Source organism: Stenomitos frigidus ULC18 (genome assembly GCF_003003795.1).
Lineage (GTDB): Bacteria > Cyanobacteriota > Cyanobacteriia > Leptolyngbyales > Leptolyngbyaceae > Stenomitos > Stenomitos frigidus_A.
On sequence record NZ_PVWK01000061.1, the window covers coordinates 21,370 to 40,878 of the forward strand.

Sequence of the window (19,509 nt, forward strand, 5' to 3'; positions counted from 1 at the left end):
AACGGGATTAAATAGCGGGCGATGCCCCAAGACTTACCGCGTTGGCAAAGCGTCTACACCTACTTTCGAGCCTGGGAGAACGATGCTACTTGGGTGCAGCGCAATGATACCTTGCGCAGACTGGTCAGGCTGCGAGCAGGACGCAACGCCGAACCAAGTCCTGGGAGTGTGGATAGCCATAGGACTGCGCCCCGCCAAAGGCGTACGGTAAAAACAGCGCACGGCGGTGAAGAGACTGCTGAAGTTGTGATGTCATGGCGTATCCTCCTTTTCTAATTTTAGATTTTGCATTCCTAATTGTTCCTGCGCCCATTCTCGCAATTGCTGGTCGGGGTCGTTGGCGGCTCGATACGTGCTTCGTGCATACTAATGTGAATGCACAACAATTCGAGGCTTTCAGGATGGGTGAAGTAATAAAAGATCATTGCTTATAAGCATCCTTCCGATGTTTGCATTGCAACAAGAGAATAGTTAATTTTCCATCATTAATTTCATAGCGAATACGGTAATCACCGATGCGAATACGGTATTCGCTGGCAAAGCCTTTTAGTTTCACTACTCCATCTGGGCGTGGATTTTCGGCAAGTTGCCGGATTTTAATAGCGGCACGATCGTAGACTTCGTTAGGCAACGCATCTAACTGTTTTTGCACAGCTTTAGGCGTAATAATCGTATAAATCACGTCGATTTGCCTGCTCGTTGAGCTGCATATTGCTCGAACGTCGTGTAATCACCCGCTTCGTAGTCGGCGCGGGCTGCCTGAATTTCGGCAATATCTTCTGGAGAATCGTCTTCATCTGGAAATAGTTCAGCTTCTAAAAACTCCCAAAGCTGGTGTTTTTCAGCCGTTTCTAGGGATGAAATTGCTACCAATAGTGATTGAAATGAAATGTCTACTTTTACAGTATGGTCAGTCATCAGAATGATCCTCCATCAAGAAATCCATGTTTTCTTCATTTTGTCGTTTAACAGCCTCAACAATCTGCTCAATTTCCTTTGCATCTATATTTGATTGATCAGCTTTGGAGTAGATTGTGAGCAGGGTGATTTTAGCTGGTGTTTCAACCTGATAAATAATGCGGTAGCCTGCGCTTTTGCCTTTTTGGATATTGCTGTTCTTAACCCGAACCTTAAATGCAGTGACATTCAAACCTGATAGCCGATCGCCTGGAAGTTCTCCAATTTGTAATTGTTCGACGACCGTTTAAACATCTGAGCGAATTTGGCGATAGCGTTTGTATAGAATGCGGATCTGTCGCTCAAATTCTGGCGCGAATTCAACCTGAATAATGGGTGGCTCAGTCATCATCCAGGCTATCCCAAAGTTGAGCAATGGGTTTTGTTTGTCCAGTTTTGACTTCATGAAGCGCTCTGAGAAGACTGGTTGCAATTTCTTCTACACTGGTATCATCTTCGTCTTCTGCCTGAGAATCAGGAAGTTCCTCAACGAGAACGATCACTCTAACTTGACGATTCTTTAAATGGTCGGGGAGTTCAAGTTTTCCATCTGGAGCGATTTTGGTAGAAAATTCGTAGGCTCGCATAGTAGTAATATGTGGATTAGTTTTAGGGTCGTGTGGGTTAGTTTTAGACTATCAAACATTGATTTCTCATTGTTGGCTTCGCTGCGTTAACTGTTCCTGTGCCCATTGCCGCAGTTGCTCGTCGGGGTCGTTTTCTGCCCTGTCGCGCAACAGTTCGAGGGTTTTGGGATGGGTGGGATAGTGAGTGAGAAGGGCTTGAAGGGCAGTTCGTCGAGCCCAATAATCGATATCGTGAGCAGCAGAATCGAGAAATAGATCAAGCAAATTAAGATCAAGCAAATTAAGCTGAGTAACTGAAGACAACGCTATTTGATCTTTTGCCCAAGTCAAAGCTAACTCTTGTAGTGCAACATGCCGAATCTCCTCATTCTCAGACTTTGTACATTTCATCAACCAAGTCAATGTATTAGGATCATTTTTCCAGTCTCTCGATATCCTGGCAAAAATAGTTATTAAAACGCTGAAGCCAAAAGTGCTTTGCTCGACAATATTCTTGAACCAAGATAAAATTTCAATCTCATATTTCCAGTATTTAGCGATTTCTCGAATTGCTTGGTCTCTGGAATTATCACGATAAGCTATTAACACAAAATTCTTAAGCCAAGCAAGCTTAATAGGGTCATCTTTCCAAAGGGATGCAATAATTGAAACTGCAGGAACATTAATCTTATAATCATCTAATCTATCAAATCCTGTATAGTTAGCAAGTTTTTCTAAGCAGCCAAATAGTTTGGTTGAGATTGCTGAGAGTGAGTTTCGATTTTTGATTTCCGAAAAACAATGCGCTGCTAAAAATACATTGGCAAATTCTTCATTCTCTCCATTTTGCTCAAGTAAATAATCAACAATGTTGCTGGAAAAGTGAACATTTAACATACTTGAAACTAAACGAAGAGTTTCATGCCAGGTTTCGTCTTGCCAGTGGTTCCCGAAGACCTCATCGCGCAATTGTTCAAAGGTGAGGGTGCGTTGTTTCTCGAAGCGATGGACGATTTCAACGGCGCAGAAATATTCTAAAAAGGTGCGGTGGACGAAGCCGTAGGTGTCGGCACCCCGATCGCACAAAATAAAGTTGCGATGGCGTAGCTGATCGATGAGTTTGTTTGCCTTCTCGCGGGGTTCGCTAAAGCCCTGGTCGCGCAAATAGTCGGTGAGGATGCGGGTGAGGCGATCGGCACTGATCAAATTGCCTTTCAGCCCTTCCTCACCCGCCTGCATGTCGTAGGCGATCAGGCGCAGCATTTCCTGTTTTTCGCGTCGCCCAATGGTGTCTAGAGGCAGATTCAGCTTTTTGTGATCCACATCCCAGTGGTAGAGCAGCACTCGCGAAGCCTGATCGTAGAGGTCGGCGCGATCGCGGGGTAATTCCTGCCGTCGGTTGAGGATTGCCATCATCGTCAGCAGCAGGGGATTGTCTGCCAGGTTGCGGATGGCTTGGGAGTTTGAGATCGCCTCCTTCAAGCGTGTGACTAAGCGATCCTTGTCGGGATCGTTGCCGAGGGCAAGGGTGTACCAGCGATTGATAAACTCGTGGATTTCGTCGGTGTCTAAGGGTTGGATAGTGAAGTGACGGAAGCCAGCGTGTTGCAGGCGCTCTGGGCTATAGCCGATGATGCGCGAGGTGATGAGAATTTGCGCGTGGGGATATTGCTGGGCAAAGCGGATGATGTCGTCGGTGATGGCGGCTTGGGTGGGGCGATCGAACACTTCATCCAAGCCATCAAACATCACCAGCGTGGGATGCTCTTGCAAGTACTGATGCAACTGCTGTTGGTCAAACTGCCAATCAACGCCGCGCCCACGATGAAGAAATTCGAGGAAACTGTTGGTCTGGGCGATCGCATATTCCCGCAATTCAATCAGCAACGGCAATCGCGCTGAGACCTCGGAGGTTTTTGAAACCTCCGAGGTCTGGGACTCCACCCATTCGAGCGCGAGATATTGCAGCAGGGTAGACTTCCCCGCACCCGGATCGCCAAGGATGACCCCCCGTTCTGAGAACCCCGTTGAGATCCCCGACTTTTCGGAAAAGTCGGGGATCTGGGAGTTGATCACCTCCAACACTTTCCGCGACGGCTGCTGAAAATACTCACGCCGATCGTGCTCCAACGCCTCTGATTCCGAAACCTCGGAGGTCTTCAAGACCTCCGAGGTTTGCCGAAGGTCTTCCCGCACCGTTTGCTCGATAAACATCTTCCAGAGCTTGACGCGATACTGCTGGTCGGTTGTGTCAATGGTGGACAGCTTCAAATAGCCGTAGCTGGTCTGCAAACTGTCCCGATATTTGGCAACATCAAAGCCTGGAGAGATCTGCTTGTTCAGATGTGCGGTGTTGCGAGCGATGTCTTCCAGCAATGCGGTTTCGAGGAGCGATCGCAGTTCCGGTGTTTCTCGCACAATCCGTCGTACTTTCTTCAGGTATTCGCCGCCAATGCGCTGCCAGTCAAAGCCCTCTGGCATCGCTGGAAAGGGCTTACCTCGCAAAGTGGCTTGTGCCCAAAGGGTGGCTAAGGCGGCACTGTCGATCGCGCTGCAATCCTTCTCGAACGCTTGACCGAGAATGGGCTTCACCAAATCGTCTTTGACAAACTGGATGAGGGCAGGATCGTAGCGATCGCGAATTTCCGCCTTCGACAACTCCTGATCTTCCAGTTCCTCTGTCACCAACAGCAAAAACGCCTGTAACGCTCCAGCGACCGCCTTCTTTGCCACCTCTGGTTTTGCCGCTGCCACACCTTCCTTCAAACAGCCTTTAAAGAAGTCCTTGACATAATCTTCCGCAGCCGTTTGCCCCAACTTCAAGCCCTGCTCAAAGATGGCTTTTCCCAGTTCTGTTGCGCCGATCGTCAGCAACCATTCCAACATACTGAACCAGACGTGTTGAATGTTCTCTCCACTATCGCATTCACATTCCAGAGATGCGAACGATTACAGTATGGAGAGCAGCGTTCAGGCGAATTAATGACCAGCTACCAGTTTCCTGAAAACTTCCTCTGGGGAGCCGCCACCGCATCCTATCAAATTGAAGGGGCAGCGAAAGAGGATGGGCGCAAGCCAAGCGTGTGGGATACCTTTAGCGCCAAGCGGGGACGAACGTTAAATGGCGATACGGGTGCGATCGCCTGTGACCACTACCACCTTTATGAAAGCGACGTCAAGCTGATGGCAGCGTTGGGCATTAAACATTACCGCTTTAGCATTGCCTGGACGCGGATTATTCCCGACGGGCGGGGAGCCGTCAACGAAGCGGGTGTGGATTTCTACAGACGACTGGTAGATTGTTTGCGCGAGCATGGGATTACGCCTCACGCCACTCTGTTTCATTGGGATAGTCCCCAGGCGCTAGAGGATCGCTACGGTTCCTGGCGCAGTCGGGAGATGGCGCAGGATTTTGCGGCTTATGTGACCGCAGTGGTAAGTCGGCTGGGCGATCGCATCACCCACTGGATGACCATCAACGAAATTTCGTGCTTTACCCATCTGGGGTATGCGGTGAATGCCGATCCGCCTCACGCTCCGGGCACTCGTGTCAAAAGCCGCAAAGAAGTCTGGCAAACCAGCCATCATGCGATTGTGGCACACGGACTGGGCTGTCAAGCCATTCGAGCCGCCTCGCCTGTTCCCTGTTCCATTGCCCTGGTGGATAATCCGGCTGTAACGGTGCCGATCGCTGAATCGCCAGAACACATTGCTGCGGCACAAAAAGCGTTGCCGACCTGTTGGGCAAATGGGGGCATCCTGTATCCCGTCTTAACTGGTGCCTACAGCCCAGCGCTATTGGAGCAATTGGGGCATGATGCGCCAACCATTCAGGCAGGTGATTTAGACACGATCCATCAACCCCTGGATGCGCTGGGGCTGAACATCTACACGGGTACTTACGTGCGAGCAGCCGACAACCCTAGTGGTTACGAATGTCTCGACTTTCGTGACAGCTACCCACGCCTCAACATGCCCTGGCTCTGGATGTTGCCAGAAGCGCTGTATTGGGGGGTGCGTCACGTTAGCGAAACGCTGGGACGACCTGATTTGCCCGTATTTATTACCGAAAATGGCTGTGCCGCTCAAGATACTGTGGATGCTCAAGGCGAAGTCATCGATCTAGAGCGAATTGCCTATCTGCGGCAGAACCTCAAAGCGGCTCATCGTGCGGTGGAGGACGGCTATCCCCTACACGGCTATTTTGTTTGGAGCCTGCTGGACAACTTTGAATGGGCGTGGGGCTACGATCGCCGCTTTGGCATCACCTACATCGACTATCCCACTCAACAGCGCACCCCCAAAGCGAGCTTTCACTGGTATGCGGAGTGTATTCGGCAAAAGCGGGTGGTTTGAGGAAAGGGATGAGGGATTAGGACTTACGCATTTGCCCCAAGCCCCCTTTCTTGTATGCCCGGTAAGGGGTATATGCTGGGGGCTTTTCTGAAGCATGCCAATGGGCGCTTGGTGTGCGATGGATTCAGAGAGAAGGGTCTGATGTGGCACAGACGGTGGGGTGAAAAGGGCGATGAACTTTGCAGTCAATCGCACAAATGAGCATCGTGCAGAATGCTCGTCGCAGTATTCAGACGCTGCCGCAGCCGTTTAACTCTCGCTAGTGTTCCCCTGGGAGTGATTGGTGATGGGCGCGCTGTGTAAGGTTTTGCCTCAGCCTTTAGCTTTTAGCTCTCAGTTTGCTGGGTTGCGTCTTTGGTTAAGACAGTAAGCAGGCGATCGGGAACATTAAATATTCCAGGAAAAACAGCTTCCAGATGAACTGGTAGTAGCGACTAATCGATGCCTGGGTTGTGAGGTCTACTCGCATACTGCGTAGCCACAGCAAACCTAAGGCCACGAGATGGAAGACAACCAGAAACAGACGATTGGTGCCAGGAAGCCCTGCTAAACCTGCCAAAATCATGCCCAAATAGCAGATTGTGATGACCCAGAGGGCAAGGTGAAAGATGGTTCTTTGCCCTAACCTCAAGGTGAACGTGTTGATGTTAAACCGACGATCGCCCTCCATGTCAGGAATATCCTTAAAGATGGCGATCGCAAACGTGAAGACCAGCACAAACAGTGTCAGTGCCCAAACGGATGGTGGAATGGCTAGTCTGCCCTGGAAGTGCAGAAAAAGCCCCAGATTTACGATCACTCCCCGCACCGTAAAAATGCAAAGAGACGCCCAGACTGGAAAGCGCTTGAGTCTAAACGGTGGTAGAGAGTAGGCAGTGCCAATGAGCAGACTGGTACCAACTGTGATCAACAAAAACAGTCCTTGCCATAGTGCCAACAGGAATGCCAGCACACCTGCGATCGCCACAATGACGACACCTTGCGGATGCGAAAATTCCCCCGATGCTAGTGGGAGATGCGGTTTGTTAATGCGATCGATCCCCACATCCTCTAGCTGGTTTAGCCCCACAATATAGACGTTACCGCAGAGACACGCTAGAAGCGGCGGCACAAGAGACGCGACGGCCTCTTCGATCGACCACTCCCCACGACCAGCTCTAGCGATCAAATACAGCCCCAAGACACTTAAGCTAGTGCCAATGATGGTGTGTGGACGAGCGAACTTCCAGAACGAGTAGAGTCCCGGAGCATGGCGTTGAAGTAACCCGTTTTTCCTAAATTGAGGGGCGGAAAAAGGGGATTTGGAGACAATCCGGCTCATGTGTACCTTTGAAACAAGACACTCTAAACTCTGGACTTTAGACGTTTCGCCCCTTAAAGTCTAGTATCCTAAGTTGGGTTGCACTGGTATCAGGTCACTAGATGTGTGGCTCTATACTATTGCTCATGAGCTTGTGACGACAGGGCTTGCTTGCCTCATCTAACGTGTAGTGTTGACTGCTGGAAGTCTTGATGTAGCGGGATTTTAAACAGTTTTGCACTCACAGTTATTGTCATTTGAGACGGCTCATGTTCTCGCTATCTTTACGGAGGTTGAGCTAGCGGTCAGCGTTTTTTAAGCACCTTGAATCATGATCGCGGCTAGTGAAATGATCGGGGTTACTAGGCAAAATAACGAATCAGCCTGGTTATAATCGCCCCGGTATGTTCGCGCTTAATGACTGACGTTAATTGATTCTTGTCCCTGATTCCCTTGCCTCTTAAAGAACGGCTCTACACTCACCTAGTGCAAATTGCTCGCGATCGCGACCCTTACTTGGCGACCGCAGGACATTTTTTTGTGCGTGAGTACATTCGGGCACAGTTGGCGCAGTGGGGCACGGTTGAAACCCACACATTTCAGGCACAGGGCATGGAGTTTCAGAATCTGATTTTGAATTTGCCTGCCAGATCTGACGGTGGCAAGACACGCTTCTCCCTGAGCAAGGCCTCGCCAATGCCAAAACCACCCATTCTGATTGGTGCTCATTATGATGCTGTACCGGGTTCACCGGGAGCCGATGACAATGCTACAGGAGTGGCGGTTTTGCTGGAACTGGCACGGCTGTTTAGCGTCGAACCTGCACGTTACCCTATACGCCTTGTGGCCTTTGATCTAGAAGAAACGAGCTACGATCGCGCTGGCAGCACCCATTATGCCCACTCGCTTCAAGGGGAGCCGCTACGACTGATGCTGTCTCTGGAAATGCTGGGCTATTGCGATCAAACGCCCGGTTCTCAACGGTATCCCACTGGGCTGCAGGCGTTTTACCCCGATCGCGGCAATTTCATTGGCTTGATTGGTAATCTCAGAACCATACCCGATCTGATCCGCCTCAGTCGTCAGATGCGACAATGCCTCCCTTGCGAATGGTTACCTGCTGGCAAACGGGGGCTTATCGTGCCTGATACTCGCCGTAGTGATCATGCTGTCTTTTGGGACAAGGGCTATCGGGCGCTGATGGTGACAGATACGTCCTTTCTTCGCAACCCTCACTATCACAAAAGTAGCGATCGACTGGACACGTTAGATCTTGCTTTCTTGACGAATGTCTGTCGTGGCTTGGTACGCGGTTTGCAGCAGTTGTAACCCTTGAGCTGACTTTTTGAGAATGGCAAACCCGACGTAAAAGTATGGAAAAGATCGCCCTCATTGCTCAAAACTGGTTGGTTTGAACTGGGCTGGGCTAATGCTAAAGCCTCCATGTTTCTAGTCTCTCAGGATGCCAAAGTGGGTTGCAGATCACCGTCCGACAGTGATTTAGAGCAGCAGCTTTCGTGATGGCATGAGGCACATTCAAGCCATGATTCATGAAACAAACTCAGCCTTTTCTCGATCGGTGCTTTGTTAAGAAAGAGGGCTGTAAATGACGCCGACTTATCTTGCGACACAGATGTTTCCTAAGCGCATTGTTGTTGAAACTCCGAGAAATTAATGATACCGTTTGTGCTTTTTAGAGCTATCGTGTAGGAACAGTGATTGGGGGAGAAAATCATGCGTAAACTTGTGCTTGTCGGACTTGCTGGAGCGATCGCGTTAACGGTCGCCAGTTGTTCATCCGATTCAGGCGGCGATGTCGCCTCCTCCCCATCGCCCATTGCCTCTCCCGTGGCTAAAAAGCCCGCTACCACCCAGCCGTTTGGTGCTAAAGGAGCCGCTCCCTTAGTGGCTCAAAAACCACCTGCGGGTGATACGATTCCAGGCTTAATTCAATCAACAAACGGCGACGAACGGGCAAAACAAGTACAAGCAAGTATTGACGGTCAGAAGGGGAAAGATCCGTTTGCAGGCTTGCCGCCGAAAGTGGAACGGTCTCGTACTGCGGCTAGTCGCCAAAACGTACCCACCGTCAGCCAACTGCCAACCAAACCTCGATCGACGACCACTGCCTTTAATCCCAGAACCCCGATGCCTCCTGGGAAAGGCATTCCGACCATCAAAACCTTACCACCACTGCCCTCTGCAAACTTAGCAAATGCCGTTGAAGTGAGTGGCGTTGTGATGGTGGGTGGCGTCGCTCAGGCGATCGTCAAGGCACCCAATGAAGAAACTAGCCGCTACGTGCGGGTTGGGCAACGACTCTCCAACGGTCAGGTGCTCGTTAAGCGCATTGAGATGAATGCGGGATCTGATCCGATCGTGATTCTTGAAGAAAACGGGGTTGAAGTTTCGAGAGCCGTTGGTACGGTAGCACCCACAGCTAAACCGGCCTAAGCGCTGGTAACAACGATTTGCAACGACTGAAAACGACTGTGATCAGCAAGCGCTAGAGTGTAAAGACAGGCTTGTCGTTCGTTTTCGCTTGGAGCTGTGCAGCCATGACACATGCGACGTCTCAGCAGCAGCCGTGGGGCTTTTTAGGAACGGATTTGATTGATCTGGTCTTCTCACCAAGCCAGCAGCCAAATCCTCAAGCAACGCAGGATGCTGATCTGCTGCGTTGGTTCAGCTTTGTGCCGGGGTTGCAAGAGCTGCTAACGCTACGACAGGTGCATGCCCTGGAACACGCTACTGTATGGGTTTTAAGCAGTCGGGCAAAACCACGCCCGTTTACGGCTATGGGCAGTGCGCCAGATAACGAATTGCTCGGTGGGATGTCTACCGATCGTGGCTTTTACCTCTACGGACAGGTGGATACGGCTGAATTGCATCGTGCTGTTCAAGTGGCGTTGCGGCGGATTACCGCTGGCGAGTGGCACCTGGCGGTGCATCCCCGCTGTGGTACAAATTTATCTGTAGGGATGCTGCTCACTGCTGGGTTTGCCCTTGGCACGTCGGCGTTACTACCCCGTGGGCCGATCGAGCAGTTTGTGGGCTTGGGGGTTGCCGCTGCTACAGCGGCTCATCTTACGCCTGACTTCGGTAGCTTTGCTCAGCAGTACATCACAACTGCCATTCCGTTCAATTTGGCGATCGATCGCATCATTGCCAATCAAGATGCCCTCGGTCGTCCGGCTCACTTCGTACAAGTGCGCTGGAGAGAAGAGTAGGGGTGGCTGTGCGCCCCTACGTAAGGCTAATCTTTTATCCTTTCCGCGAGTCGAGCGGCGGTTCGCAAAATCTGACCTGCTAAGATGGCTGCGCCGAAGCCATTGTCGATATTGACAACCCCCACCCCAGCGGCACAGGAGTTCAGCATGGTGAGCAGAGGCGCTAGCCCATTGAAGCTGGCTCCGTAGCCAACACTGGTTGGCACAGCGACAACGGGGCAGTCTGCCAGCCCGGCAACGACGCTTGGCAACGCACCTTCCATCCCAGCGACAACAATGAGCACATCCGCTTCGACGATCGCCCAACGGTTTTCGAGTAGCCGATGAATGCCGGATACACCCACATCCCATAGACGATTGACCTTGAAGCCACACAGTTCAGCGGTGACGGCAGCTTCTTCGGCAACAGGTAGATCGACAGTGCCTGCGGAAAGAATGCTGATGGTGCCGGGGCGGGAGGATACGGAGTGAGGAACTGACGACTGACCGCTGACCGCTGACCGCTCATTTACTTTCAACGCACAAATGCGTGCCGTAGCGTAATACTCCACATCTCGCACTCGTGCTTTCAGTTGGGCATACATGTCTGGCTCAATGCGAGTTGCCATCACAACAGCAGCACGATCGCGCATCACTTCCATAATTTGAGCAATCTGATCCGGAGTTTTGCCCAAGCCCCAGATGAATTCAGGAAAGCCAGTACGCAAGGCGCGGTGGTGGTCAATGCGGGCGAAGTCTTCAACCGTTTCAAAATTCAGGTTTTTGAGTTTGTTGAACGCGACCTCTGGAGTCAGTTCACCAGCAGCAACGGCGTTAAGGAGATGCTTGAGTTGTTCGGGTTGGGTCATTGGGGAAGAGATGAGAGGTGAGAGGAGTAAGGAGTGAGGGGGACGAAGGAAACGTTCTCCCCATTGCCGATTCCCCACTCCCTACTCCCTAATTCTAAGTTCCTGAATATTCCACAGCCCCCAACTGGGCAAACCTGTGTACTTTAGTCCTTCGACTCGATCGCGGACGGCCATCAAGGCACGATCGTTGACGAGATGGATCACTGGAAGCTGTTCTTGCACCACCCGCTGGAATTCGGCGTAGATGGCTTTGCGCTTCGTTGCGTCTAGCTCACGTGCGCCACTGATGAAAAGGCGATCGATCGTCGTTTCCCAGTCTTTGGGTGCCCAACCCTGAACGGGAGGCTGTCCGGGCTGTGGCTTCAGGTTGAACGAATGGGAGGCACCACTGCTCACCCACAAATTTGAGGCGGCATGAGGTTCGATGCCGCCTGTAAAGCCGATCATGTGTGCATCCCAATCGCGCGAGTTGTTGACTTTCTCAATCAGCACATTGAAGTTGATGGGTCGATAGTCAACCTGAATGCCGATTTTGCCGAGGTCTTGCTGCACCTGGGCACCGATCGCCACACGGACAGGATTATTCGCGTTGGTAATCAAGTTGAATCGGACACGATGATCATCCGCATCAAACAGTTGACCTTGAGCGTTGTACTTAAAGCCTGCCTGCTTCAGTAGGGTTTTGGCTTTTTCAGGGTCGTAGTGATAAACCTTGAGCCCTTCTTTAAGGAAGAAAGGGCTTTGTACAGAAATGGGTGAATCCTGGATGACGCCCAGGCCTCGAAAGAGGTTGTTATTGATGCGCTGGCGATCGATCCCATACGCCACTGCTTGCCGGAATGCCAATGTGTTGAACCAGCGTGATTTGATGGGATCGACGAAGGGTTTGTCGTTTTTAGCCTTCGCTGTGTTCAGGTTAAAGGTGAGATAGAGCGTCCCCGACCACGGCCCCCCATCCTGGATGGTAAATTTGCCCCGTTTCTCTTCGCGCTTGAGCAAGGGCACGTACTCCGATCGCAATGGTCGGACATCGCCGATGACATCCATATCACCTGAACGAAACCGCAAGAGCTGCGTATCCAGGTTTTCCACAATTTGCCAAATGATGCGATCGATGTAAGGAAGCTGTTTACCCTGAGCATCTTTACGCCAGTAGTAGGGATTGCGGCGAAAGACCAGGCGCTGACCAGCGATGTAGCGCTCCATCACATAGGGGCCGTTCACCACAATCTGCGTCGGGTCGGTATCAGTGCCCCAGGTGGAGAGAAACTTCAGGTTACCATCCGCACCTTTGGTTTTCAGCGTCTCGGCCAGCACATGCTTGGGCAAGATGACGATGCCGTCTGGTCCTGCTGTTGCGTTGAGCAAGGGCGCAAAGGGTTCCGGCAGGATGAATTCGACGCGCAGATCATCCAGCTTTCGCACGTCAGGATAGGCTTTGTTCACCCCAATTTGAATCCCTTCTTTAGCATCAGTCGGCACCTCTGGGTTTGCCACCACATCCCGGTACGTAAAGACCACATCATCCGCAGTGAGCGGTGCCCCATCCGACCATTTCAACCCAGGACGCAGCTTGAAAACTACCCGCTTGTTGTCGTCTGAAAACTGCCAGGACTCTGCTAACGCAGGCTCGATCGCACCAGTCACGCCGTTTGCAAGCGTCAGACATTCGTAGGTGAAGAGAAAAATGCTGGGAAAGGTGTTTTTGTTCGCAAAGTTGAAGGTGTTTGGGTCGGTGATGGTGCTCAGCACCAGTTGACTACCTTGCGCTGCTTGAGTGCGCCACTGATTTGGCTGACAGCCTGTGAGGGGAAGGGCAAGGACAATCGCCAAACCGATTGTAAGGATGGAAGCTCTGACCGGAACGGTTCTGACCGAAATCCTGATACGACTCTCAAGCGTGCGATCGCCCTCCAAAACAAGCTTGGGGACGAAGCGGGCGATCGCCAACCAGAACCAATGGTGCAGAGCCTTAACCAGAGAAGCGACAGAAACCATGCTGAGATGACTGAAGGGAAACTATTTCTCTACCAGTTTGCGTCTAAAACCTTTGCTTCGTGCACTGAAATCAGTAAAACTCCAGCATGATCCCGCTTGCAGTCCCCGAAAGGCAAGGCATTCAAGGGAATATCCTTCACAAATAAGGGGCTGAATGAAAAGGAATGCGATTCATCAACACACAGTGCCCACAAGTATACGGCGGGTAAGCGATGATGGTGGCATAACCGGATGCGCGATCGCAGTCCGCACACAACCGTCGCTTCACGCTAAAAATCCGTTAAGGAGAGGGGAGGAGAGTTATGGCAAGTCGCTTGCAATGGAGTAGTTGGCTTGTTTCACTAGCCGTTTTGGGCGCGTTGCCGGCACTGGGACAGTCTAATTTTGGTGGGTTGACTTTGGGTGCCAATAAACAGTCGGGCACTTTAACAGGCTCTACGGGAGGAGCGACGTCGCTACCGGCCATTGTTAGTAACCGCGATCGCAACAACAACAAGTGCCTCGGCTTTGGTGACCCGACTCCCGATCACATTCTGGTGCTGCAGCAAAATGTCCCTAGCCTCAAGCTGCGCGTCAATAGTAGTGGTGGCGACACAACGCTAGTCGTTCAGGGTGCTCAGGGTGATGTTCGCTGCGGTGACGATTCCAAGGGTGGCAAAGATGCCAGCCTCACTGATACTGACTGGCAAGCGGGTACCTATAAAATTTGGGTTGGCACTGCAACACCTGGTGTACGGCGAGACTACACGCTGTATGTGCGACCATAGAGACGCAAAGCCTTGTGCCCCCACGTGAGGCAGGCAAATAATGGATCATTTTTTTCTGGAAAGCTCCTCAATGGCAGATGGTTTCTAAGGATGTGCTGACCGGCTTTGTGGAGCGCTTGGCAAAGGGCGCGTCGCTGTCATCAGAAGATCGGCGGCAGCTAGAAGATCTGACCTTGCAGGACACTTCACGTGCGATCGCATTCGGCATCATGCCTGAAACAGTCGGTGTGGTCTTGGAGGAGCGATCGCGCCTGCTGCAAACGGTTTATCCACAAATTGACCAATTTTGCCAGACGCATCCGACGCTTGCTGACCACTTGCTTGAAACCCTGTGGAACCTATGGCTACCGCTGGCAACCTGGTTAGCAGCAAAACGTCAGGCCAGCGATCGACCCTGGATTCAAGGCATTCTGGGTGGACAGGGAACGGGCAAAACAACGCTGGGCGCAATCTTGACGCTGATACTGCGAGAGTACGGCTACCAGACTATCAGCCTTTCGTTGGATGACCTTTACAAGACGCATCGCGATCGCCAGCAGCTGAGTCAAGCAGACCCACGACTGCTCTGGCGTGGCCCACCGGGCACGCATGATATTGCTTTGGGTCTTCAGACACTCGACGCGCTACGACAACCGACAGGCCAGACGATCGCCATTCCCCGCTTTGACAAAGCGCTACACAATGGTGCAGGCGATCGCACAACTCCGACCATCATTAACGGCGCAGATATCGTGCTGTTTGAAGGCTGGTTTGTTGGTGTACGTCCTGTTGATCCAGTCGTTTTTGATCAGTCGATCGCACCGATCACAACCGATGCCGATCGCACCTTTGCCCGTGATATGAACGCTGAACTGCACGACTACTTACCGCTTTGGGAACGGTTGGATAGCCTCCTAGTGCTTCAGCCAGTTGATTATCGACTCAGCCAACAGTGGCGGAAACAAGCAGAACAGCAAATGCGGGCGGACGGCAGACCGGGCATGAGCGATGCCGAAATTGATGCCTTCGTTGAGTATTTTTGGAAAGCCTTACATCCTGAACTCTTGATTAAACCATTGGTGACGCATCCAGACGAGGCCGATCTAGTGATCGAGATTCAGGCCGATCACTCTGTAGGAGCGGTTTATCGAGGGGGCGCTTGCTGAATCGGGGTACGGCCGTGCCCCTACAGGATGTGTTGCTTTTGTCCGCTGCCTGCACTGAACTTATGGTTCTGTTCGCCATCCCAAACGTTCTAGATTCTGGCGTTGCCCACAAACCACCGTATTTGTTGAGGGGCAGTAAATAATGACACTCTCATAGAGGTCAACTTTACGCACATAGCAATTGGTGGCCTGTTGTCCTAGCCGATCGCACACCACTTTTTGTCCAGCTTTCCACTTCATCGCAGCATGCTATTGAGAATATCACCGCTCCCAGATTAGGTGAAGCGGTGGTGAGCTACATCCTACGATCGGTCGCTTTAAAGATAGACTTTCTCGTCCAGTGAACTACATTTGCCAAGCGCTTGGCAGACATTTTGTGCAAGGAAATCTGGTTGTGCAAGGAAATCTGGTTTCTGCGTTGACGCCTCAATGCTGGAGGGCTGATTTGCGATGGTTAACGGCAGTCACACCCGCAGCATCTAAGACCTTGCCCTGATCAACCACGGCATAGAGCAGCCAATGATCGCCGCATTCTATCCGGTTTTGGACGGTGCATTCCAGGTAGGCAAGGGCGTCGCTGAGCACCGGACTACCATTGTTCGCTGTCTCAGTGGCGATCGCTGAAAACGGGTCTTCGCCTGGGCCAGGTGGTTTGAGAAAGTAGCGCCGAAGATTTTTTCCCTGCTTCAGAATGTTGAGGACGAATGGTTCGCCCGTATGTGCTAGAAGGTCGGCGGTCTGCTCTTTGGCGATCGCAATGGTCAATCCGGGTGGGTTAAAGCTAGCTTGCGATACCCAGGAGGTCAGCACGCCCAGTTTGGTGTCGTCTTGTTGGGCAGTAAGGACGCATAGAGAACCCGTCACTCGTCCGACTGCTTGCCCGGTGCGATCGGTTTGCCCATCGGCAGCCGTCTGATACGGTGCGCGAATCCGCTTCTCTTTGCGAAGGCTTTGGGCAAACTCAGTGCCTGCCGCTTCACATTGCTGCAACGTTTCATCTGTCGGCTTGAACTTGATCCGCAGCGTCTCAAACCCCAAACGATAGCCTGAGTCCTTCAGCTTCTCCTCAATCTGATCGACCGCTTCACCACTCCAGCCGTAGGAGCCAAAGACTCCTGCCAGGTGCGTTCTAGGAGCGGTCGATAAAATAATACCCAGAGCCGTCTGAATCTGTGTCGGTGCATGTCCGCCCAGCGTTGGCGAACCAATGACAAAACCGTCGCAGCGCTCAATCAGGCTAGTAATTTCGGCAGGGTCAGTGAACTCACAGTTGACGCATTCTACCGACACACCCGTTTGCGCAATGCCTTTCGCGATCGCCTGCCCAATAGTCGCCGTGTTGCCGTAAGCAGAGGTATAGAGCAGCGCGACCATCAGGTCTTTTGTCTTCTGCTGTTGGCTCCACTCCCGATAGTCATAGGTCAGACGACTCAAGCTATAGCGCACCATCGGCCCGTGACCAGGCGCATAGAGTTTCGCTTTGGCAAAGGTCGCAAACTTATCCAGGGCCGCTTCGACCTGGCGGGTTTGAGCCGCATGAAGACAATCGAAATAGTAATGTCGGTCTTCATCCAACTGCTTCCAGTTTTCATCCAGGACTGCTTCATCGCAGATGTGCGCGCCAAAAAACTTATCGGTAAACAGAGTGCGAGTAGCAGGGTCGTAAGTGCAAAGGGCGTCATGCCAACGAGGAGTCGGCACAAACACAAACCGCAGTTCGTGTCCCTGGCCCAGATCCAGCACTTCATCCCCTCGAATCGGCTTGATCTGCGTGTCACTGTCTGCAAAGACCGCCCGTAGCGCGATCGCCGCTGGCTTTGAGCAAATGACCGTTGCTTGCGGTGCCAATGCCAGTAAGCGTTTCAACGTCGTGATGCGATTGGGATTCACATGCCCCACAATCACATAGTCCAGCGTTGCCAGATCTGTATGCTGCTGTACCTCTTTCAGAAAAATTTCGGTAAACGACTCGCCTGGTGGATCAAGCAGCGCCACCTTGTCAGCCTGAATCAGATACGCATTGGCTGTGGTGCCCTTTTGCCGCCCATACTCCACCTCAAACTTGAGACGATCCCACGTGCGCGATCGCAGCACCGTTGTCCCATCTCCGATCGACGCGACCTGCACATCACGCGGTCGGGTGACGACAGCCACTGCCGCGTTTTCAATTTGCGCATCGTTGCCTACTGGTGCCTCTGTGATCGCGTCATGCACATCCGTTTCCTGCAACGCATCAGGCGACGGCGCAAACTTAAAGAAACTGGAAAGAGCTTTGAGGAATGAGTTGGAGGAAGACATGGTAGAGGTGAGGGGAGAGGGATAAGGGATGAAACAAGGCTAAAGGTTAAAAGTTTTGAGTTTTGAGTTTTGAGTTTTGAATTTTGAGTGAAGTTAGAGGTGTAAGAGTTTTAAATTGTCTTACTACTCCCGACTCCCCACTCCCGACTCCCTTGTGATCTTCTAACAACCAATAACTAACCACTAACCACTAACAACTAATAATGGTTTCCCACCTTCCGATGATGCACTGCCGTCAGTCCGTCCTGGCTGGATAGTCGTCCTACATCGATCGTGCTGTAGACGATCCAATGATCGCTACACTCCATCCGGCTGGCCACTTCGCACTCTAGATAGGCTAAGGCGTCTGCCAGAATCGGTGAACCGTTGGTGGCGGGATAGGTTTTGATATCAACAAAGCGATCGGCTCCAGGGGCAAAGCGCTTCAAAAAGTGCCGCATCAAGGGCTGGTAGTTGCCTTCTTCCAGAATGTTGAGCACAAAGCGATCGCCCACGTGCATGAAGGATTCAATCGCCCGATCTTTCGCCACCGCGATCGTGATGCCCAACGGTTCGATGCTGGCTTGAGCGACCCAGGAGGCAAGCATCGCGCTGGAAGCGTTCCCTTTCTGGGCCGTGATGATGTAAAGCCCGCCGCTGAGCCGTCCCAGCGCCTTGTCTAAATCGCCATCAAGAGACTTCATCTGCTTGATGGTGCGATCGCGAGTCAGCCATTGCCCCATATCTGTGCCCGCTTCGTCGCAGAGCTGATAGACCGCTTCGGTCGGTGCTTCCTTAATGAGGATGGGTGGGAACGCTTCGGTTAAGCCGACATCTTGCAGTTTGTTGCGCAATAAATAGACAGACTCATCATCACCGCCGCCGCTTTCAAACAGCCCAAAAGACTGCTTCGCATGGGTCGCAGCCAGAACCGTGCCCAAGGCAGCTTTTGCAGTGGGCGCAAAGTCACCGGACTGAGGTGGCATTGCTATCACTACACCAGCGGCGATAGTGACCAGTTCACGAATTTCGTGCGGCTCTGCGGTGCGGAGATCCATCTGTTCGACCGCGACTCCAGTTTTCATTACGCCCTGCACGATCGAGTGTGCCAACCGCTCCGCTTCACCATAGTCGGAGACATAGAACAGCGCGACCGTTGTAACCGCTTTGGCTTGCTCTTTGCTCCACGTGCGGTAGCGTTCAACCAGTTCATGCAGGTTGTATTGCAGAAGTGGACCGTGCCCTGTCGCGATCGTCACTACTTCAGGCAAATCGCCCATGCGCTTCAGGGCAGAGAGCACCGATCGCGCGTTGGGACCCATCAAGCAGTCGTAGTAGTAGCGGAAGTCGTGCTCAATAAGTTCCAAATCCTCGTCGAAGGTAGAATCGTCGCAGTAATGCATCCCAAACGCATCACAGGTAAACAGCACCTGCGTTTTGTGGTCGTAGGTAAAGATGGTGTCAGGCCAGTGCAGATTGGGCGCAGACACAAATTCCAGGATGTGACCGTCGCCGAGATCGAGGCGATCGCCATTCTTCACCAGCTTCCGCTCAAAGGGTTGATGCACCAGATCTTCAAGAAACTGGATCGCCACTTTTGCGCCCACTACCGTTATGTGGGGAGCCAGCTTGAGCAGGTCTGCCACCAAGCCGCTGTGATCTGGCTCAGTGTGGCTAATGATCAGGTAATCAATCTCAGCCGGATCAATCAAACCCTTCAGGGTATCCAGATAGAGCTGCCGAAACTTTTCGTGGGAGGTATCAACCAGGGCAACTTTCTTACCACAAATGAGAAACGAGTTGTAGGTTGTGCCGTTGTTGAGCGCAAATTCAATGTCGAAGCGTTCTCGATCCCAGTCCAAACAGCGGATGGCGGTTGTATCGGTGGTGCCAACGCCGTCTGGGTGTGCCAATGCAACGGTCTCCAGGGTCAATCGTTGAACCCGCTCGGTGAGTGCTACCATACCTGCCTCCCTGTCTAAAGACGTTTGGGTTTCTGTAACGTGTTACACCTCTATTATTGGTGTGCGATCGCGATCTGTAAAGTTTTGTTAGGTAAACCTAC

Annotated in this window: 19 protein-coding genes; 6 read left to right on the plus strand and 13 right to left on the minus strand. The window is 52.0% G+C overall.

The features are described from left to right. Positions 1-124: 124 nt before the first annotated feature. From C7B82_RS34245 to C7B82_RS11005, 7 genes are all read right to left on the minus strand, one after another. Positions 125-256, minus strand: a complete 132-nt coding sequence (locus C7B82_RS34245; RefSeq protein ID WP_281258958.1) for a hypothetical protein — start codon at positions 254-256, stop codon at positions 125-127. A 165-nt stretch (positions 257-421) separates the two neighbouring features. Then, positions 422-682, minus strand: a complete 261-nt coding sequence (locus C7B82_RS10985) for a type II toxin-antitoxin system RelE family toxin (protein WP_106256336.1) — start codon at positions 680-682, stop codon at positions 422-424. Continuing rightward, complete coding sequence (locus tag C7B82_RS10990) at positions 679-918, minus strand: hypothetical protein (RefSeq protein ID WP_106256337.1); 240 nt, start codon at positions 916-918, stop codon at positions 679-681. The genes C7B82_RS10985 and C7B82_RS10990 overlap by 4 nt, the downstream gene beginning before the upstream one ends. Then, entirely contained in the window at positions 911-1,150 is a 240-nt protein-coding gene (locus C7B82_RS33730) for a type II toxin-antitoxin system RelE/ParE family toxin (RefSeq protein WP_245939826.1), read from the minus strand. The genes C7B82_RS10990 and C7B82_RS33730 overlap by 8 nt, the downstream gene beginning before the upstream one ends. Positions 1,151-1,204: 54 nt before the next feature. Then, positions 1,205-1,363 carry a hypothetical protein gene (locus tag C7B82_RS33735; RefSeq protein WP_245939827.1) on the minus strand — a complete coding sequence of 53 codons (159 nt, stop codon included), beginning with the start codon at positions 1,361-1,363 and terminating at the stop codon, positions 1,205-1,207. Further along, positions 1,299-1,544, minus strand: a complete 246-nt coding sequence (locus tag C7B82_RS35345) for a type II toxin-antitoxin system RelN family antitoxin (RefSeq protein WP_106256338.1) — start codon at positions 1,542-1,544, stop codon at positions 1,299-1,301. Before C7B82_RS35345 ends, C7B82_RS33735 begins: the two co-directional genes overlap by 65 nt. Positions 1,545-1,610: 66 nt before the next feature. Then, entirely contained in the window at positions 1,611-4,409 is a 2,799-nt protein-coding gene (locus C7B82_RS11005) for an NACHT domain-containing protein (protein WP_106256339.1), read from the minus strand. 96 nt (positions 4,410-4,505) lie between these two features. On the opposite strand from C7B82_RS11005, the gene C7B82_RS11010 reads away from it, so the two are divergent. After that, positions 4,506-5,879, plus strand: coding sequence for a GH1 family beta-glucosidase (locus C7B82_RS11010; RefSeq protein ID WP_106256340.1), 1,374 nt, complete (start codon positions 4,506-4,508; stop codon positions 5,877-5,879). Between the two features lie 358 nt (positions 5,880-6,237). On the opposite strand, the gene C7B82_RS11015 is transcribed toward C7B82_RS11010, so the two are convergent. Further along, positions 6,238-7,200 (minus strand): homogentisate phytyltransferase, encoded by a 963-nt coding sequence (locus tag C7B82_RS11015; protein ID WP_106256341.1) that lies wholly within the window; start codon positions 7,198-7,200, stop codon positions 6,238-6,240. Between the two features lie 432 nt (positions 7,201-7,632). Between C7B82_RS11015 and C7B82_RS11020 the strand changes: the two genes are divergently transcribed. The 3 genes from C7B82_RS11020 (at position 7,633) to C7B82_RS11030 (ending at position 10,409) form a co-directional block, all read left to right on the plus strand. Continuing rightward, positions 7,633-8,508 (plus strand): M28 family peptidase, encoded by an 876-nt coding sequence (locus tag C7B82_RS11020; RefSeq protein ID WP_106256375.1) that lies wholly within the window; start codon positions 7,633-7,635, stop codon positions 8,506-8,508. A gap of 405 nt (positions 8,509-8,913) precedes the next feature. Further along, the gene (locus C7B82_RS11025) at positions 8,914-9,633 is read left to right on the plus strand and encodes a hypothetical protein (RefSeq protein WP_106256342.1); all 720 of its coding nucleotides are present in this window, start codon (positions 8,914-8,916) and stop codon (positions 9,631-9,633) included. 104 nt (positions 9,634-9,737) lie between these two features. Continuing rightward, positions 9,738-10,409, plus strand: a complete 672-nt coding sequence (locus tag C7B82_RS11030) for a DUF6391 domain-containing protein (RefSeq protein WP_219904269.1) — start codon at positions 9,738-9,740, stop codon at positions 10,407-10,409. Between the two features lie 26 nt (positions 10,410-10,435). Here C7B82_RS11030 and larB read toward each other — a convergent pair whose 3' ends face one another. Together larB and C7B82_RS11040 are read right to left on the minus strand one after the other, a co-directional pair. After that, entirely contained in the window at positions 10,436-11,257 is an 822-nt protein-coding gene (larB, locus tag C7B82_RS11035; RefSeq protein ID WP_106256343.1) for a nickel pincer cofactor biosynthesis protein LarB, read from the minus strand. Between the two features lie 81 nt (positions 11,258-11,338). Beyond that, on the minus strand, positions 11,339-13,255 hold the full coding sequence (locus C7B82_RS11040) for an ABC transporter substrate-binding protein (RefSeq protein ID WP_106256344.1): 1,917 nt from the start codon (positions 13,253-13,255) through the stop codon (positions 11,339-11,341). Positions 13,256-13,557: 302 nt separating this feature from the next. Here C7B82_RS11040 and C7B82_RS11045 point away from each other — a divergent pair, with 302 nt between their 5' ends. Continuing rightward, positions 13,558-14,022, plus strand: a complete 465-nt coding sequence (locus C7B82_RS11045; RefSeq protein WP_106256345.1) for a hypothetical protein — start codon at positions 13,558-13,560, stop codon at positions 14,020-14,022. Between the two features lie 77 nt (positions 14,023-14,099). Next, positions 14,100-15,167, plus strand: a complete 1,068-nt coding sequence (locus C7B82_RS11050; protein WP_245939828.1) for a glycerate kinase — start codon at positions 14,100-14,102, stop codon at positions 15,165-15,167. A 60-nt stretch (positions 15,168-15,227) separates the two neighbouring features. On the opposite strand, the gene C7B82_RS31465 is transcribed toward C7B82_RS11050, so the two are convergent. The 3 genes from C7B82_RS31465 to C7B82_RS11060 all read right to left on the minus strand — a co-directional run bounded on the left by C7B82_RS31465 (position 15,228) and on the right by C7B82_RS11060 (position 19,408). Beyond that, the gene (locus C7B82_RS31465; protein WP_146141133.1) at positions 15,228-15,407 is read right to left on the minus strand and encodes a hypothetical protein; all 180 of its coding nucleotides are present in this window, start codon (positions 15,405-15,407) and stop codon (positions 15,228-15,230) included. A 186-nt stretch (positions 15,408-15,593) separates the two neighbouring features. Next, positions 15,594-17,465, minus strand: a complete 1,872-nt coding sequence (locus C7B82_RS11055) for a diflavin flavoprotein (RefSeq protein ID WP_106256346.1) — start codon at positions 17,463-17,465, stop codon at positions 15,594-15,596. A 197-nt stretch (positions 17,466-17,662) separates the two neighbouring features. Next, the gene (locus C7B82_RS11060) at positions 17,663-19,408 is read right to left on the minus strand and encodes a diflavin flavoprotein (RefSeq protein WP_106256347.1); all 1,746 of its coding nucleotides are present in this window, start codon (positions 19,406-19,408) and stop codon (positions 17,663-17,665) included. Positions 19,409-19,509 lie beyond the last annotated feature (101 nt).

Bases quoted from the DNA above. Each gene is read 5' to 3' on its own strand.
- C7B82_RS34245 (WP_281258958.1), bottom strand. From the start codon at position 256: ATGACATCACAACTTCAGCAGTCTCTTCACCGCCGTGCGCTGTTTTTA.
- C7B82_RS10990 (WP_106256337.1), bottom strand. From the start codon at position 918: ATGACTGACCATACTGTAAAAGTAGACATTTCATTTCAATCACTATTG.
- C7B82_RS33735 (WP_245939827.1), bottom strand. From the start codon at position 1,363: ATGAAGTCAAAACTGGACAAACAAAACCCATTGCTCAACTTTGGGATA.
- C7B82_RS35345 (WP_106256338.1), bottom strand. From the start codon at position 1,544: ATGCGAGCCTACGAATTTTCTACCAAAATCGCTCCAGATGGAAAACTT.
- C7B82_RS11005 (WP_106256339.1), bottom strand. From the start codon at position 4,409: ATGTTGGAATGGTTGCTGACGATCGGCGCAACAGAACTGGGAAAAGCC.
- C7B82_RS11010 (WP_106256340.1), top strand. From the start codon at position 4,506: ATGACCAGCTACCAGTTTCCTGAAAACTTCCTCTGGGGAGCCGCCACC.
- C7B82_RS11015 (WP_106256341.1), bottom strand. From the start codon at position 7,200: ATGAGCCGGATTGTCTCCAAATCCCCTTTTTCCGCCCCTCAATTTAGG.
- C7B82_RS11025 (WP_106256342.1), top strand. From the start codon at position 8,914: ATGCGTAAACTTGTGCTTGTCGGACTTGCTGGAGCGATCGCGTTAACG.
- C7B82_RS11030 (WP_219904269.1), top strand. From the start codon at position 9,738: ATGACACATGCGACGTCTCAGCAGCAGCCGTGGGGCTTTTTAGGAACG.
- larB (WP_106256343.1), bottom strand. From the start codon at position 11,257: ATGACCCAACCCGAACAACTCAAGCATCTCCTTAACGCCGTTGCTGCT.
- C7B82_RS11040 (WP_106256344.1), bottom strand. From the start codon at position 13,255: ATGGTTTCTGTCGCTTCTCTGGTTAAGGCTCTGCACCATTGGTTCTGG.
- C7B82_RS11045 (WP_106256345.1), top strand. From the start codon at position 13,558: ATGGCAAGTCGCTTGCAATGGAGTAGTTGGCTTGTTTCACTAGCCGTT.
- C7B82_RS11050 (WP_245939828.1), top strand. From the start codon at position 14,100: ATGGTTTCTAAGGATGTGCTGACCGGCTTTGTGGAGCGCTTGGCAAAG.
- C7B82_RS31465 (WP_146141133.1), bottom strand. From the start codon at position 15,407: ATGAAGTGGAAAGCTGGACAAAAAGTGGTGTGCGATCGGCTAGGACAA.
- C7B82_RS11055 (WP_106256346.1), bottom strand. From the start codon at position 17,465: ATGTCTTCCTCCAACTCATTCCTCAAAGCTCTTTCCAGTTTCTTTAAG.
- C7B82_RS11060 (WP_106256347.1), bottom strand. From the start codon at position 19,408: ATGGTAGCACTCACCGAGCGGGTTCAACGATTGACCCTGGAGACCGTT.